The sequence below is a fragment of the Streptomyces sp. NPDC006544 genome, assembly GCF_040611715.1.
Lineage (GTDB): Bacteria > Actinomycetota > Actinomycetes > Streptomycetales > Streptomycetaceae > Streptomyces.
The window spans coordinates 16,264-31,764 of the sequence record NZ_JBEXOV010000032.1 but is presented as its reverse complement, the minus strand read 5'-3'; the positions used below and the strand labels follow the sequence as shown (position 1 = coordinate 31,764).

The following is a 15,501-nucleotide window of genomic DNA, read 5'->3' as shown; positions in this document are numbered from 1 at the left end:
TCTCCGTCGGCTAGTGGAGGGACGACGGTGCGAGGAGGCGAACGTTCCCGGCCACGGCGCCTGCGGGCGCCGCGCACCGCGGGCCGGGCCGTCGGGCCGCGGCGCGCGAAAGGGGCGCCGCTCGCGGTCCCGTCGTTCCGCGATCGCCAAAACGCTGTTTATCGTCAGGCAGACGACTATGATCGCGACATGTCGCCCTACGACCCGTCGGCCTTTCCGCCGTTCGCCGTTACCGTCGACCTGGTCGTGCTCACCGTGCGGCGCCACGCGCTCTGCGCGCTGGTCGTCCGGCGTGGCGAGCAGCCGTTCCAGGGGCGCTGGGCGCTGCCCGGGGGCTTCGTGCGCGGCGACGAGGACCTGGCGGCGGCCGCGGCCCGGGAGCTGTCCGAGGAAACGGGCCTGTGCGCGCACGACCCGGCCGTTCCCGGGGTGGGCAACGGAGCGCACCTCGAGCAGCTGGCGACCTACGGCGATCCGAAGCGAGACCCCCGTATGCGCGTGGTCAGCGTGGCTCACCTGGTGCTGGCTCCCGACCTTCCCGCGCCGCGGGCGGGGGGCGACGCCAACAGCGCGCGTTGGGCCTCCGTCGACGAGGTCCTGTCCAGGGACGGTCAGGCCGGCGCCGGACTCGCCTTCGACCACGAGCGGATCCTCACCGAGGGGGTGGAGCGGGCCCGCTCGAAGATCGAGTACTCCTCCTTGGCCACCGCCTTCTGCCCGCCCGAGTTCACCGTCGGCGAGCTGCGCCGGGTCTACGAGGCCGTCTGGGGCGTGGCCCTCGACCCCCGCAACTTCCACCGCAAGGTCACCGGCACCCCCGGATTCCTGGTGCCGGCCGGGGGGACGACGACTCGTCAGGGCGGCCGTCCCGCCCAGCTGTTCCGGGCGGGCGGAGCCACCCTGCTCAACCCGCCGATGCTGCGCCCGGAAGTCTGACCCGCCCGGACCCGCAGGCTCGCCGGAGCCGGACCCGCAGGCTCGCCGGAGCCGGAGCCGGAGCCGGAGCCGGAGCCGGAGCCGGAGCCGGAGCCGGAGCCGGAGCCGGAGCCGGAGCCGGAGCCGGACCCGCAGGCTCGCCGGAGCCGGAGCCGGTGTCGACACGAGTGAGCCCTCGGGTCCATTACGCCGAAAATCTGACATATCGCGTTATCTTGCTGGTGGTACTCACACTGCCGCAGAGCGGTCTCACCCCCCGCGAGAGAAGCGATGCTCCAGGCCATCGGACTCACCAGCACCCCCCGTCGAAACCTCCCGCCCCTCGTGGACGACCTCACCCTCGAGGCCCGCCCCGGGAGCGTGACCGCGCTCCTCGGCGCCCCCGGATCGGGCAAGACCACCGCGCTGCGGCTCATGCTCGAGCTCGAACCGGGCCGCGGAGTCACCTACTTCCGCGGGCGCCCCCTGCACCGGATCCCGCACCCGGGCCGCGAGGTCGGCGTGCTCCTCGGCGACCTGCCCGGCAACCCCGCGCGCACCGTCCGGAGCCAGCTGCGCATGCTGTGCGCCGCGGCCGGGGTGCCGGCCTCCCGGGCCGACACCATGATGGAGGTCGTCGGCGTCGCCGGGCTGCGTGACCAACGGCTCGGCTCGCTCTCGCTCGGCATGGAACGCCGGGTCGCCCTGGCCGCCGCCCTGCTCGCCGACCCCTGCACGCTGCTCCTCGACGAGCCCGCCGCCGGGCTCTCGCCCCGGGAGCGGAGCTGGCTGTACAGCCTGCTGCGCGGCCACGCCTCCCTCGGTGGCGCGGTGCTCTTCACCACGGACGACGCGAAGGAGGCCGCCCGCAGCGCCGACCGGGTCGTCAGCATCGAGGCGGGCCGGCTCGTCGCCGACCAGGACGCCGCCGACTTCGCCCGGACCAGGCTGAGGCCGCGGGTGGCCGTGCGCACCCCGCACGCGGCCCGGCTGGCCGACGTACTGGGCCGCGAGGCGCGCGCGACGCAGCGGACGGTGGAGATCGTCGAAGAGAGCGGCAGCCGGCTGTCCGTCTACGGCAGCAACTGCGCCGAGATCGGTGAGGCCGCCTTCCGGCACGGCGTGCTCGTCCACCAGCTCGCCGACGAGACCGGGGACGCGGGTACGCCGTCGCTGCCGCGTGCCCGCGCCGGATCAGCGGCGTCCGCCGAGTCCCCGACCCCGGACGGCGGCGAGCGGCCACGCGCCGGGCTCACCGGCCTCACCGGGCTCACCGGGCGCAACCGGCGGACCGCGCGCGCCGCGGGGCCCGCCTCCGCCGTCCGGCGGCTCGGCGGCCCGCTCCGGCCCCTGCGCTACGAGCTGCACCGGGTCTTCGGCACCGCGACCCCCGTCCTCACCGCCGCGTTCGTCGTCGCCGTCTCCGTCGTCACGGCGCTGGTACTCGCCCGGATCGGGCACACCGCGCAGAACCGGCTGCTCGCCGCCTGGCCCGAGTTGCTGCCGCTCCCGCCCGCCGCCCTCGGCGCCGGCCTCCTCGGCGCCCTGGCCTTCGGAGAGGAGTACCGATTCCCCGCGCTCGCGGCCGACCGCGGTACCGTTCCGCGCCGGCTCGGGCTGCTCACGGCGAAGCTCGGCGTCAGCGCCGTGCTCGCCCTCCTGCTCGGCGCCCTCGCCGTGACCGCCGACGCGGCCGCCCTGACCCTGGTCTTCGGCGGCGGCCCGCTCCGTACCCCGGCGGAGTGGGTTTCCCCGGCGGTCAGCTGGGCGGGGCTGCTCGTCGGCTGTGCCTGGTCCGGCGTCCTGGCCTCCGGGGTCTTCCGCTCCGCCGCCGCGGGTCTGGCCGCGGTGCTCGCCGTGCCCGTGATGGTCGTGCCGCTGGTGCGCAAGGCGTTGGACGGCCCGTCCGCCTACCCGGTGACCGGTCTCGCGGAACGGCTGCGCGGCCTGGCCTGGGCGCAGTGGCCCCCGGAGGCCGACCGGATCGTCCTCGGGGTGCTGCGGGTGATGGCCCAACCTGTCGGCACCGCACTGGTGTTGTCGCTGATGGTCCTGTTGTGCGCCTATGGGTTCACAGGACTGCGCGGCCGCGTCCGATGGTGAGGGATCGTTGGTGACCGTTCCGGCACCGGAAGGGACCCCAACGGGACCGATGCCGTCCACATCAGGGGTGGCGGATCGCAACTCCCCGCAAAAGGCCCGGTTCTTTACGATAAGTCGTCAATTGCGTAGGTGGCACCGATCACCCTTTCGTGTGCTTTTCACCAAAGACCTCAAGGGTCAAGGAAACGAGGCCGACAAAGGATTCGTGAGTACCCTTGCGCACACCATGATGACCGCCGCCCGCCATGCCGATTCCGGCCTCGCCGGCTCGGGCGAACTCGACCGCTACCCCTTCGCGGAGGCTCCGGGGGCCGACCGTGCCGGAGTGCCCCACTGGGACGGATCCGACATCGAGTTGAGCCGGGTCGGCCGGCGCGCGGCGGGCAGCCGCGGCCGCGGCCTGCACGGCCAACTCGTCCAGCAGCTCGGCCAGATGATCGTCTCCGGCGATCTCGGCGCGGACCGCCCCCTGGTGCCGGAGGAGATCGGCCAGCGCTTCGAGGTCTCCCGCACGGTGGTCCGCGAATCGCTGCGGGTCCTGGAGGCCAAGGGCCTGGTCAGCGCCCGCCCCAACGTCGGCACCCGGGTCCGCCCCGTCGCCGACTGGAACCTGCTGGACCCCGACATCATCGAGTGGCGCGCCTTCGGCCCCCAGCGCGACGACCAGCGCCGCGAGCTGGGCGAGCTCCGCTGGACCATCGAACCGCTCGCCGCGCGCCTCGCCGCCGGGCACGGCCGCCCGGAGATCCAGCAGCGCCTGACCGACATGGTCGAGATCATGGGCCACGCCCTCGGCCAGGGCGATTCGATCACCTTCGCGCGCGCCGACAACGAGTTCCACGCCCTGCTCATCCAGGCCGCCGGCAACCGGATGCTGGAGCACCTCTCCGGCATCGTCTCCTCGGCCCTCCAGGTCTCCGGCAGTCCCGTCACCGCCTGTGACCGCCCCAGCGAAACCTGCGTCGCGCACCACGCGCGCATGCTCGAGGCCCTCGCCGCCGGGGACGCGCTCGGGGCGGAGAACGCGATGCGCCAGCTCCTGACGGTTCATCCGGAGGTCGAGCGCGTGGTTCCGGCCCCGCGCGAGCACTGAGCGGATCCCCGCGCGGGGGCGCGGGGTCGTGCGGTGGTCGCGCGCCGACGTGTCGCCGGGCCGGAAGGCTCCCGCCGGAGGGATTCCGGGGGAGGGGCCGGCGGCACGGCGAAGGCTCCGGGCGGGCCGTCCGGCCTCCGAAATGGGGCGTGTTCGGACACACCGGACCGACATAAATGACTCTGTGACCGGCATGGCAGCGAACGCGGTGTGACTCGGGCCACGAAGATTGGGCGTAACGCTCAGCGAGGTCACGCGATGACCTAAGAGGTGATGGCCGACGGAGGGAAGACAGCAGCCCTTGGGGATGCTGTGCAGCTCCCCGGCCCCTGCCCGCGCCGCCGGCCCATCCCCAGTCGGTGGTCGTCGGCTCCGGTCCAGCACCACCAGGCCCGGGGTCGGAAGCCGTTTCCATCGTTCCGAGAGGTTGTTCGTGTCGGCCAGCACATCCCGTACGCTCCCGTCGGAGATCGCCGATTCCGAGTCTGTGATGGCGCTCATCGAGCGAGGCAAGGCCGAGGGGCAGATCGCCGGCGATGACGTGCGTCGGGCCTTCGAGGCTGACCAGATTCCTGCGACCCAGTGGAAGAGTGTTCTGCGCAGCCTCAACCAGATCCTCGAGGAAGAGGGTGTGACGCTGATGGTCAGTGCCGCGGAGTCGCCCAAGCGCGCCCCCCGCAAGAGCGTCGCAGCGAAGAGCCCCGCCAAGAAGACGGCCACCGAGCCCGTTGCCAGGAAGACGGTGGAGAAGACCGCGGCCGCGCCCGCCGCCGTGGCCCCTGCGGCCGAGGCGTCGGCCCCGGAGACCGCCACCGGCGCCCTGGCACAGGAGACCGCGGCCGAACCCGCAGCCAAGAAGACCGCGGCGAAGAAGACGGCGGCCAAGAAGGCCGCACCCGCCAAGAAGACCGCGGCCAAGAAGACGGCGGCGAAGAAGACCGCCGCCAAGAAGGACGCGGACGAGGGCGACGAGGAGACGGCGGAAGACGGTCCCGCGAAGGCCGAGGCCGACGAGGAGGAAGAGGGCGGGGAGAACAAGGGCTTCGTCATCTCGGACGACGAGGACGACGCCCCCGCCCAGCAGGTCGTCGTCGCCGGAGCCACCGCAGACCCGGTCAAGGACTACCTCAAGCAGATCGGCAAGGTCCCCCTCCTCAACGCGGAGCAGGAGGTCGAGCTCGCCAAGCGCATCGAGGCGGGCCTCTTCGGCGAGGACAAGCTGGCCAACTCCGACAAGCTGGCGCCCAAGCTCAAGCGCGAGCTGGAGATCATCGCGGAGGACGGCCGCCGCGCGAAGAACCACCTGCTGGAGGCCAACCTCCGCCTCGTGGTCTCCCTCGCCAAGCGCTACACCGGCCGCGGCATGCTCTTCCTGGACCTGATCCAGGAGGGCAACCTGGGTCTGATCCGCGCGGTCGAGAAGTTCGACTACACCAAGGGCTACAAGTTCTCCACGTACGCCACGTGGTGGATCCGCCAGGCGATCACGCGCGCCATGGCCGACCAGGCCCGCACCATCCGCATCCCGGTGCACATGGTCGAGGTCATCAACAAGCTGGCCCGTGTCCAGCGCCAGATGCTCCAGGACCTGGGCCGCGAGCCCACCCCGGAGGAGCTGGCCAAGGAACTCGACATGACCCCGGAGAAGGTCATCGAGGTCCAGAAGTACGGCCGCGAACCGATCTCCCTGCACACCCCGCTCGGCGAGGACGGCGACAGCGAGTTCGGCGACCTCATCGAGGACTCCGAGGCGGTCGTCCCGGCGGACGCCGTGAGCTTCACGCTTCTGCAGGAGCAGCTGCACTCGGTGCTCGACACCCTGAGCGAGCGCGAGGCGGGCGTGGTCTCGATGCGCTTCGGTCTCACCGACGGCCAGCCCAAGACCCTCGACGAGATCGGCAAGGTCTACGGGGTCACCCGTGAGCGCATCCGCCAGATCGAGTCGAAGACCATGTCGAAGCTCCGTCACCCCTCCCGGTCCCAGGTGCTGCGCGACTACCTGGACTGACCGGGCACGGCGTTCGTCGCAGGTCGGACAGGTGGCCGCGCGGGTGCGCGCGGCCACCCGGCGACCCACTCTGGGTGGAGTCATGCACACTCGGAGTCAGGAGGCCTCATGCGTCGTCCCTTTGCCCGCGTTCTGGCGGGCGCGCTGACCCTGGTGGCGGGAGCGGCGGCGGCGCCGCTGAGCCAGGCCCCGCGGGCCGCAGCGGACAGCGTGGTGATCGGCGGGAAGCCGGTGAAGGTGGCGGATGCCCCGTGGGTCGTGGCCCTCGCGAGCCGTGACCGGTTCGGGGGTACGCGCGGCGGGCAGTTCTGCGGAGGCGTCCTCGTCGCCCCGACCAAGGTGCTGACCGCGGCCCACTGCCTAAGCCGCCAGGTCCTGGGCGGCCCGGTCGACTCCGTGACCGACTTCCGGGTGATCACCGGCCGTACGGAGCTGCGCGCCGGCGAGGGCAGGGAGATCGCGGTGCGTTCCGCTCGCGTGTACCCCGGCTACGACCCGGCCAGCAACGCGGGGGACCTGGCCGTGCTCGAGCTGGACGCGGCCGTGCCGGGCGAGCACGTGCTCGCCATGGCCGGTCCCGGGCACCCGGCGTACGACGTCGGGAGCGAGGCCTCCGTGTACGGCTGGGGCGACACGAGCGGATTCGGTGACTACGCGTACGCGTTGCGGGCGGCCCGGGTGACGGTACTGGCGGACGAGGTCTGCGGGCGGGCCTACCCGGGGGACGCCGACGGACAGTACCGGGCCGACTCCATGGTGTGCGCGGGCGACCGCGAGGGCGGCAAGGACGCGTGCCAGGGGGACAGCGGGGGCCCGCTGGTCGCCCAGGGCCGGCTCATCGGCCTGGTGTCCTGGGGGCGCGGCTGCGGGCGCGCCGACAGCCCGGGGGTGTACACGCGGATCGCGCCGCTGATGGGCTTCGTGCACGAGCCGGCGGGAGGCGCCGGTGGCCCGGAGGCGGCCCGGGGGAAGCTGACCCACCCGGATGTACGCGGGCGGCCGGGAGCGGGCGTACGGCCCGCCCAGGGGCCCGGGAGGGGCTTTCGGGAGGGGATCCGGCTCGCGCCGAAGCGCTGATCCCGCAATCGGTGGCTCGCGGGAGCGCCGCGGGCCGGAGCACGAGAGCGGTCCGGGCCGGTTCGGGAGCGGTCCGGGCAGAGTGTCCGGGCATGAGGACGGGCGGTACCCCTGGATCTCAGGGGTACCGCCCGTCGACCGGCCTGGCCGGTCCAAGCTCGTCGGATGCGAGGTGCGGCCTTGTGTCAGCGGTCCTCGAGGTCGGCGGCACCGGCCGCCGGAGCGGGCGTGAGCCGCTCGGTCTCATCCTGTATTTCTGCGGCGATCTTCTTGAGTTCCGGCTCGAACTTGCGACCGTGGTGGGCGCAGAAGAGCAGTTCGCCGCCGCTCAGCAGGACGACGCGCAGATATGCCTGGGCGCCACAACGGTCGCATCGGTCAGCGGCCGTCAGCGGGGTCGCGGGTGTCAGAACAGTAGTCACGTCGCCTCTTCTCTAGCTCGACGAGCTGTCGTACCAGGGTCAACATCCAACCAGGCCGAAAACGTTCCCGCTCGCGGCTTTTCCTCGAAACTTCCTTCCGAAGCTGGCCGGCTGTTGCCGGTTGGCGGCGAAGGAGCCGTATTGCGTTGCTTTACGGTTTCGCGTTGTCAGGTCGTTCGCTTGTAGCAGTTCCGCCCTCTCCGGCTGTGTGCCGGTTGTGCATGAGGACGTGCCCGAACACTAAATGGTTCATGCGTCGAAGGGAACGTGATGTTTGCTTCACCCGCCCGGGGGATCGAACATCCGTACGGACCTGCACTAGGCTGGTGAAGGGGTTGGGGTGGCGTTGCATCGGCTCTACCAGGCCTCGGTACCCTTCCAGCGGCAGCCGAGCCACCCCTGCGCCCGACCGGGCCAGAAAAGAAATTCAGCGAGGAGCGAACTGCGTGACCGCCGACAAGTCCGTGCCTTCCAGCGCACTGCTGACCGGAGCAGACCGGGACGGCTCCAACTACACCGCGCGGCACCTGCTCGTCCTCGAAGGCCTCGAGGCCGTCCGCAAGCGCCCCGGCATGTATATCGGGTCCACCGACAGCCGTGGCCTCATGCACTGCCTCTGGGAGATCATCGACAATTCGGTCGACGAGGCCCTGGGCGGCTACTGCGACCACATCGAGGTCATCCTCCACGAGGACTCGTCCGTGGAGGTCCGGGACAACGGCCGCGGCATCCCCGTGGACGTCGAACCCAAGACCGGCCTCTCCGGCGTCGAGGTCGTCATGACCAAGCTGCACGCCGGCGGCAAGTTCGGCGGCGGGTCGTACGCGGCCTCCGGCGGCCTGCACGGCGTCGGCGCCTCCGTGGTCAACGCCCTCTCCGCCCGCCTCGACGTCGAGGTCGACCGCAACGGCGCCACGCACGCCATCAGCTTCCGCCGCGGCGTGCCGGGCATGTTCACCGAGCAGGGCCCCGACAGCCCCTTCGACCCCGGCAACGGGCTGCGCAAGGGCAAGCGGGTCACCCGGGGCAGGACCGGTACCCGTATCCGGTACTGGGCCGACCGGCAGATCTTCCTCAAGGACGCCAAGCTCACGCTGGACACGCTCTACCAGCGCGCCCGCCAGACGGCCTTCCTGGTCCCGGGACTGACCATCGTCGTCCGCGACGAGCGGGCCCTCGAAGGCGCCGGCAAGACCGAGGAGACCTTCCGCTTCGACGGGGGCATCAGCGAGTTCTGCGAGTACCTCGCCCAGGACAAGGCCGCCTGCGACGTCCTGCGCCTGACCGGCACGGGCACCTTCAAGGAGACCGTCCCGGTCCTCGACGACCGTGGCCACATGACCCCCACCGAGGTCACCCGTGAGCTCGGCGTGGACATCGCCCTGCGCTGGGGCACGGGGTACGAGACGAACGTCAAGTCCTTCGTGAACATCATCGCCACGCCCAAGGGCGGCACCCACATCTCCGGCTTCGAGCGCTCGGTCACCAAGACCGTGAACGAGGTGCTGCGCTCGGCGAAGCTGCTGCGCGTCGCCGAGGACGACGTGGTCAAGGACGACGCGATGGAGGGCATGACGGCCGTCGTCACCGTCCGTCTCGCCGAACCCCAGTTCGAAGGCCAGACCAAGGAGGTGCTCGGTACCTCGGCGGCCACCCGGATCGTCGCGGCCGTGGTCGCCAAGGAGCTCAAGGCCTTCCTGACCTCCACCAAGCGCGACGACAAGCAGCAGGCCCGCGCCGTGATGGAGAAGATCGTCGCGGCCGCGCGGACCCGCATCGCGGCCCGTCAGCACAAGGAGGCGCAGCGTCGCAAGACCGCGCTGGAGACCTCCTCGCTGCCCGCGAAGCTGGCCGACTGCCGCAGCGACGACGTGGAACGCAGCGAGCTCTTCATCGTCGAGGGCGACTCCGCGCTCGGCACCGCCAAGCTCGCGCGCAACTCGGAGTTCCAGGCGCTCCTGCCCATCCGCGGCAAGATCCTCAACGTCCAGAAGTCCTCGGTCTCGGACATGCTCAAGAACGCCGAGTGCGGGGCGATCATCCAGGTCATAGGAGCCGGATCGGGCCGGACCTTCGACATCGACGCCGCCCGGTACGGGAAGATCGTCCTGCTCGTGGACGCCGACGTGGACGGCGCGCACATCCGCTGCCTGCTGCTCACGCTCTTCCAGCGGTACATGCGCCCGATGGTCGAGGCGGGCCGGGTCTTCGCCGCCGTGCCGCCGCTCCACCGGATCGAGCTCGTCCAGCCGAAGAAGGGCCAGGACAAGTACGTCTACACGTACTCGGACAACGAGCTGCGCCAGACCCTGCTGGAGTACCAGCGCAAGAACATCCGCTTCAAGGACTCGATCCAGCGGTACAAGGGCCTCGGCGAGATGGACGCGGACCAGCTGGCGGAGACCACCATGGATCCCCGTTTCCGCACCCTGCGCCGGATCAACATCGGCGACCTGGACTCGGCGGAGTCGGTCTTCGACCTGCTCATGGGCAACGAGGTGGCCCCGCGCAAGGAGTTCATCACCAGCTCCGCCGCCACCCTGGACCGCTCGCGGATCGACGCCTGACCCCGGCCGCGGTACGGGCCCTTCCGAGTACGGGCACTTCCGCGGCGCCGGCACACCGGTGCTCTTCACCCCATCACCTGATGGAGTGAAGAGCACCGGTACACCAGTCCGGAAACCCCTCTCCCGCACATCCTTGTGGGCACGCGGCCAATGCGGCGGCGGACAAGGAGAGTTCGGTGGACAAGCACGAAGGTCGTGATGCCGGAACGATCCGGCTGGACGACCCCTGGTACGACGCGCTCGCCGTCGGATGGGGCGAGGGCGAGGGCGCGGGTGCCGGTGCGGGCGAGGGTTCCGGCGGGACCGCCGGCGAGGGTGCGGAAACGTCGCCGTCCGGCTTCCCCTCGCACGGCCCGCACGCGCTCGGCGCGTCCGACATCTACCTCGAAGTGCAGCGCAGCGCCGCCTTCCAGGAGGTGCGCAGCCGCTACCGGAGGTTCGTGGTCCCCGCGACCGTCGGCTTCTTCCTCTGGTACGTCGCCTACGTGATCGCGGCTACCACGGCGCCCGGCATGATGGCCCGGCCCGTGGTCGGATCCGTCAACGTGGCCCTCCTGGCGGGCCTCGGTCAGTTCCTCAGCACCTTCCTGCTGACCTGGGCCTACGCCCGGCACGCGCGGCTGCGTCGCGACCGCGCGGCCCTGGACCTGCGCTGGACCGTCTTCGAGCAGGAGCAGGTCCGCCGGGCGGACGCGGGGGAGCGCACCAGGACCCGGGGGGCGGGCCGGTGACCACCGAGCACCAGACGCTGGCGCTGATCCTGTTCAGCGTCTTCATCGCCGTCACCCTCGGGATCACCACGTGGGTCAGCCGCAACCGGCACGGCTCGGCGGAGGAGTTCTACGCGGGCGGCCGACTGTTCTCCCCGCTGGAAAACGGTTTCGCCATCGCCGGCGACTACATGTCCGCCGCCTCCTTCCTCGGCATCTCCGGCCTGATCGCGCTCTTCGGATACGACGGCCTCCTCTACTCGGTGGGCTTCCTCGTCGCGTGGCTCGTCGTGCTGTTCCTCGTCGCCGAACTCGTCCGCAACTGCGGCCGCTTCACCCTCGCCGACGTGGTCGCCGCCCGGATGAGCGAGCGGCCCGTGCGGATCGCCGCGGGCACCTCCTCGGTCGTGGTCTCCGTCCTGTACCTCGTCGCGCAGATGGTCGGCGCGGGCAGCCTGGTGGGCCTGCTGCTCGCCGATTCCGGCCGCACCGCGCGGACGCTGACCGTGATCGGGGTCGGCGCGCTCATGGTGATCTACGTGTCCTTCGGCGGCATGCGGGCCACCACCTGGATCCAGATCGTCAAGGCCGTGCTGCTCATGGGCGGGGCGATCACCCTGACCGTGCTGGTGCTCGTCCGTTTCCACGGGAACTTCGACCAGCTGCTCAGCAGCGCCGCGGAGCGCAGCGGGTACGGGGAGCGGTTCCTCGGCCCGGGGCTGAAGTACGGCGGCGACTGGACGGCCCGCTTCGACTTCATGAGTCTCGGACTCGCCCTCGTCCTCGGGACGGCCGGGCTGCCGCACATCCTGTCGCGGTTCTACACGGTGCCCACGGCCCGGGCCGCCCGCCGGTCGGTGGTGTGGGCGATCGCGCTGATCGGCGGCTTCTACCTGATGACCATCGTCCTGGGCTTCGGCGCGGCGGCGCTGCTCGGCCCGGAGCAGGTCAAGGCCTCCAACGCCTCGGGGAACACGGCGGTTCCGCTGCTCGCGGCCTTCCTGGGCGGCGGCGCCGAATCCACGGGCGGAGCGGTGCTGTTCGCCGTCGTGGCCGCCATCGCCTTCGCCACGATCCTCGCGGTGGTCGCGGGGATCACCCTGGCCTCGTCGGCCTCCGTCGCGCACGACCTGTACGCCTCACTGAAGCGCCGTCACGCCCGTCAGCGCAGCGAGGTCACGGTGGCCAGGGCCGCGGCCGCGGGGATCGGGGCGGTGGCGATCGCCCTGGGGCTGCTCGCCCAGGACCTGAACGTGGCGTTCCTGGTGGGACTTGCCTTCGCGGTGGCGGCCTCGGCGAACCTGCCGGTGCTGCTGTACTCGCTGTTCTGGCGCGGCTTCACCACGCGCGGCGCGGTCTGGTCCGTGTACGGGGGTCTGGTCCCGGCGGTGCTGCTGGTGGCACTGTCCCCGGTGGTCTCCGGCAGCCCTGAATCCCTCTTCCCCGGGGTGGACTTCCAGTACTTCCCGCTCCAGAACCCCGGCCTCGTCTCGATCCCGCTGGGATTCCTGGCGGGATGGCTGGGCACGGTGACCTCGGTGGAGGAGCCGGACGAGCGCCGGCACGCGGAGACGGAGGTCCGCTCCTTGACGGGGGCCGGAGCGGTGTAGGTCCGGGGCCGGCGCGGATGCGCGGGCCGGGGCAGGGCCACCGGCCGGTCCGCGTCACCCAGGGGTGGGCGGGCGCCATGCGTAGCGGTGTTCCGGGCGGCCCGTTTCGCCGTAGCGCAGGGCCAGGGTGACGCGGCCGGTGCGGTCGAGGAGTTTGAGGTAGCGCTGGGCGGTCTGGCGGCTGATGCCGGCGAGGTCGGCGATCTGCTGGGTGGAGAGCGGTCCTTCGGCCGTGCGCAGGACCTGGCGGACCGTGTCGGCGGTGGTGGGGGAGTGGCCCTTGGGGAGGTCGTTCGGGGCGCCGGCCGCGGCGAGGGCGCCGAAGATGCGGTCGACCTCGGCCTGTTCGGCCTCGCCGCCCGTGTCCAGGGTGCGCCGTAGCGCCCCGTAGGCCTCCAGCCGTGCGCGCAGGCCCCCGAAGGTGAAGGGTTTGACCAGGTACTGGAGGGCGCCGAGGCGCATCGCGGCCTGGACGGTGGCCAGGTCGCGGGCGGCCGTCACCATGATCACGTCGGTGTGGTGGCCGCGCTCGCGCAGGCGCCGGACCAGGTCGAGGCCGTTCTCGTCGGGGAGGTAGTGGTCGAGCAGGATCAGGTCCACGGCACGGGTGTCCAGGACCGCCAGGGCCTCGGCCGCGGAGTGCGCCCGGGCCGCCACGCGGAAGCCGGGAACCTTCGCCACGTACGCCGCGTTGATCCGGGCGACCCGCGTGTCGTCGTCGACGACCAGGACGTCGAAGTCGCGCGGGACGCCGTGTCCGCCGGACGGCTCGTCCGGGGTCGCGTTCATCGCAGGGCCTCCGGGAGCACGACGGAGAATTCCGCCCCTCCGTCCGCTGTCGCGCCGGCCCGGACCGTGCCGCCCTGCCGCTCCGCCAGGCGCCGTACCAGCGCGAGACCGAGCCCGCGCTCACGGTGGGGCTGGGGCTGCTTGGTCGACCAGCCCTCGGTGAAGATCTCCTCGCGGCGCGCCGGCGGGATACCGGGGCCGCTGTCGCGGACCAGCAGCACCGCCGTGCGGCCGTCCGCCCGGATGTCGACCTCGACCAGGGGCGCCGGCGAGCCCGCGGCCGCGTCGAGGGCGTTGTCGACCAGGTTGCCGAGGATGGTGACCAGGCCTCCGGGATCGACGAGACGGTCGGGCAGCAGGGCGGCGTCGGCCAGGCGCAACGGGACGCCGCGTTCGGCCGCGACCGTGGCCTTGCCCACCAGCAGGGCGGCGAGCAGCGGGTCGTGGACCTTCTCGGTGACCTGTTCGGCGGTACTGCGGTGCACTCCGACGACCTCCGTCACGAACTCCACGGCCTCCTCGTACAGGCCCAGTTCCAGCAGCCCGAGGAGGGTGTGGAGGCGGTTGGCGTGCTCGTGGTCCTGGGCGCGCAGGGCGTCGATCAGCCCCTTGGTGGAATCGAGCTCGCGTCCCAGGTGCTCCAGCTCGGTGCGGTCGCGCAGGGTGGCCACGGCTCCGCCGTCCTCGGTGGGCATCCGGTTGGCGACCAGGACCCGGGGGCCCCGGACGGTGAGCAGGTCGCGGCCGGTGACCCGGCCGGTGAGGACGTCGGTGGTGCGGCCCGCGCCCAGTACGTCGTCCAGCGCGCGCCCCGCGACGGCGCCGGCCGCGTCGGGGTCGAGGCCCAGCAGCCGGGCCGCCTCGTCGTTGACCAGCCGGACCCGGCCGCCCGGGTCGAGGGCGATCACGCCTTCGCGGATGGAGTGCAGCATGGCCTCGCGTTCGGCGAGCAGGCCCGCGATATCGGAGAAGGCCAGGTCGCGGGTCTGCCGCTGGATCCGGCGGGAGAGCAGGTAGGCGGCGAGCGCACCGGCCGCCAGGGCGCCGCCCGCGTACGCGAGGAGGCCCGGGACGGCACCGAGCAGCCGGCCCTGGACGCTGTCGTAGGCGATGCCGACCGAGACGGCGCCCACGACCTCTCCGTCGGCGGCGAGCAGCGGGACCTTGCCGCGCGCGGAGCGGCCGAGGGTGCCTTCGCCGATCTCCATGACCTCGCGGCCCGCCAGGGCGTCTCCGGGGTCGGTGGAGACGGGCTGTCCGATGCGCTCGGGGCTCGGGTGGGAGCGGCGGATCCCGTCGGTGTCGACGACGACCACGTACTCGGCTCCCGTGGCCCGGCGGATCCGCTCGGCCGACGCCTGGACCGGTCCGTCCGGCGACGGGTCCGAGCCGAGGAGGCCGGCGGCGAGCGAAGGGTCGGCCGCCGCGCTCTGGGCGATGGCCAGCGCGCGGCGCATGGCCTGGTCGTCGAGCTGCGCGCTCAGCGGAGCCAGGAAGAGTCCGGTGGCCAGGGCGAGGACCCCGGCGGCGATGGCCAGCTGGGTCAGGAGGATCTGGGAGACGGCCCGTCTGGGCAGCCCGAGGCGCCGAGCGCTCATGAGAAGGAACCGCATGACTAGGAACCGTAGGGCGGTTCGGGCGTCAGCGGAATTTCCAGCCTGTACGCAAATGGCTTGCGTGATCTGCGCCCGGCTTGCGCGCCGCCCGGATCGGCTTCGCCGAGCCCGTCTACAGCTGCCTGGGCCCGCAGTCGAAGCTGACGCAGGGCGGTGGGAACTCCGGCTGGAACACCAAGCTGCCGCACACCTACTGCGGACCGTTCCCGCCGGCCAACGACCAGCCGGGCCCGGACCCGACCCCCACGCCGAGCCCGACGCCCACGCCGACGCCCAGGCCAACCCCTGACCCCCGACCCCACGCGGAACCCGGCCCAGGGCCGGCCCGTCTCCGAGTCCTCGCACACCCAGGGCTACGACCCAGACCCTCTCCGTCCTCGGCAGCGCCGACGGCTCGAACTTCACCACCGTCGCCGCCTCCCAGGGCTACCGCTTCGAACCGGCCGCCGGCAACCGGGTCACCATCACCCTCCCGGACGGTACGCACCTGCGCCACCTGCGGGTGAGCGTCACCGGCGACACCGGCTGGCCGGCCGGGCAGCTCAGCGAGCTCGAGGCCTACGCCGGCTGATCCGGCGCACGGCACGCCCT

General features: G+C 72.1%; 11 protein-coding genes and 1 pseudogene. 9 read left to right on the top strand and 3 right to left on the bottom strand.

Annotated features, from left to right (window positions below; all coding sequences use genetic code 11):
- Positions 1 to 189 precede the first annotated feature (189 nt).
- The 5 genes from ABZY44_RS17290 to ABZY44_RS17270 all read left to right on the top strand — a co-directional run bounded on the left by ABZY44_RS17290 (position 190) and on the right by ABZY44_RS17270 (position 7,196).
- Entirely contained in the window at positions 190 to 936 is a 747-nt protein-coding gene (locus ABZY44_RS17290) for an NUDIX domain-containing protein (RefSeq protein WP_356654548.1), read from the top strand.
- 270 nt (positions 937 to 1,206) lie between these two features.
- Positions 1,207 to 3,018 carry an ATP-binding cassette domain-containing protein gene (locus ABZY44_RS17285; protein WP_356654546.1) on the top strand — a complete coding sequence of 604 codons (1,812 nt, stop codon included), beginning with the start codon at positions 1,207 to 1,209 and terminating at the stop codon, positions 3,016 to 3,018.
- Positions 3,019 to 3,244: 226 nt separating this feature from the next.
- Positions 3,245 to 4,111 carry an FCD domain-containing protein gene (locus ABZY44_RS17280; protein WP_356654609.1) on the top strand — a complete coding sequence of 289 codons (867 nt, stop codon included), beginning with the start codon at positions 3,245 to 3,247 and terminating at the stop codon, positions 4,109 to 4,111.
- A gap of 427 nt (positions 4,112 to 4,538) precedes the next feature.
- Positions 4,539 to 6,119, top strand: a complete 1,581-nt coding sequence (locus tag ABZY44_RS17275; protein ID WP_356654544.1) for an RNA polymerase sigma factor — start codon at positions 4,539 to 4,541, stop codon at positions 6,117 to 6,119.
- A gap of 108 nt (positions 6,120 to 6,227) precedes the next feature.
- Positions 6,228 to 7,196 (top strand): trypsin-like serine protease, encoded by a 969-nt coding sequence (locus tag ABZY44_RS17270; protein WP_356654542.1) that lies wholly within the window; start codon positions 6,228 to 6,230, stop codon positions 7,194 to 7,196.
- Between the two features lie 185 nt (positions 7,197 to 7,381).
- Here the strand turns inward: ABZY44_RS17270 and ABZY44_RS17265 are convergent, their stop codons facing one another.
- Complete coding sequence (locus ABZY44_RS17265; protein ID WP_356654540.1) at positions 7,382 to 7,618, bottom strand: hypothetical protein; 237 nt, start codon at positions 7,616 to 7,618, stop codon at positions 7,382 to 7,384.
- A gap of 446 nt (positions 7,619 to 8,064) precedes the next feature.
- On the opposite strand from ABZY44_RS17265, the gene ABZY44_RS17260 reads away from it, so the two are divergent.
- The 3 genes from ABZY44_RS17260 (at position 8,065) to ABZY44_RS17250 (ending at position 12,505) form a co-directional block, all read left to right on the top strand.
- The gene (locus ABZY44_RS17260; RefSeq protein ID WP_356654538.1) at positions 8,065 to 10,185 is read left to right on the top strand and encodes a DNA topoisomerase IV subunit B; all 2,121 of its coding nucleotides are present in this window, start codon (positions 8,065 to 8,067) and stop codon (positions 10,183 to 10,185) included.
- Positions 10,186 to 10,361: 176 nt separating this feature from the next.
- The gene (locus ABZY44_RS17255) at positions 10,362 to 10,916 is read left to right on the top strand and encodes a DUF485 domain-containing protein (protein WP_356654536.1); all 555 of its coding nucleotides are present in this window, start codon (positions 10,362 to 10,364) and stop codon (positions 10,914 to 10,916) included.
- On the top strand, positions 10,913 to 12,505 hold the full coding sequence (locus ABZY44_RS17250) for a cation acetate symporter (RefSeq protein ID WP_356654534.1): 1,593 nt from the start codon (positions 10,913 to 10,915) through the stop codon (positions 12,503 to 12,505). The genes ABZY44_RS17255 and ABZY44_RS17250 overlap by 4 nt, the downstream gene beginning before the upstream one ends.
- A 54-nt stretch (positions 12,506 to 12,559) precedes the next feature.
- Here the strand turns inward: ABZY44_RS17250 and ABZY44_RS17245 are convergent, their stop codons facing one another.
- Both ABZY44_RS17245 and ABZY44_RS17240 read right to left on the bottom strand, forming a co-directional pair.
- Entirely contained in the window at positions 12,560 to 13,294 is a 735-nt protein-coding gene (locus ABZY44_RS17245; RefSeq protein WP_356654532.1) for a response regulator, read from the bottom strand.
- A complete protein-coding gene (locus ABZY44_RS17240) occupies positions 13,291 to 14,892 on the bottom strand; it encodes a sensor histidine kinase (protein WP_356654607.1) in 1,602 nt (533 codons plus the stop codon). The genes ABZY44_RS17245 and ABZY44_RS17240 overlap by 4 nt, the downstream gene beginning before the upstream one ends.
- 370 nt (positions 14,893 to 15,262) lie before the next feature.
- On the opposite strand from ABZY44_RS17240, the pseudogene ABZY44_RS17235 reads away from it, so the two are divergent.
- Positions 15,263 to 15,481: pseudogene (locus ABZY44_RS17235) on the top strand (hypothetical protein); the annotation flags it as partial.
- Between the last annotated feature and the right edge of the window lie 20 nt (positions 15,482 to 15,501).

Coding starts and splice junctions, on each gene's coding strand:
- ABZY44_RS17290 (WP_356654548.1), top strand. CDS start 190: ATGTCGCCCTACGACCCGTCGGCCTTTCCGCCGTTCGCCGTTACCGTC.
- ABZY44_RS17285 (WP_356654546.1), top strand. CDS start 1,207: ATGCTCCAGGCCATCGGACTCACCAGCACCCCCCGTCGAAACCTCCCG.
- ABZY44_RS17280 (WP_356654609.1), top strand. CDS start 3,245: ATGATGACCGCCGCCCGCCATGCCGATTCCGGCCTCGCCGGCTCGGGC.
- ABZY44_RS17270 (WP_356654542.1), top strand. CDS start 6,228: ATGCGTCGTCCCTTTGCCCGCGTTCTGGCGGGCGCGCTGACCCTGGTG.
- ABZY44_RS17245 (WP_356654532.1), bottom strand. CDS start 13,294: ATGAACGCGACCCCGGACGAGCCGTCCGGCGGACACGGCGTCCCGCGC.
- ABZY44_RS17240 (WP_356654607.1), bottom strand. CDS start 14,892: ATGAGCGCTCGGCGCCTCGGGCTGCCCAGACGGGCCGTCTCCCAGATC.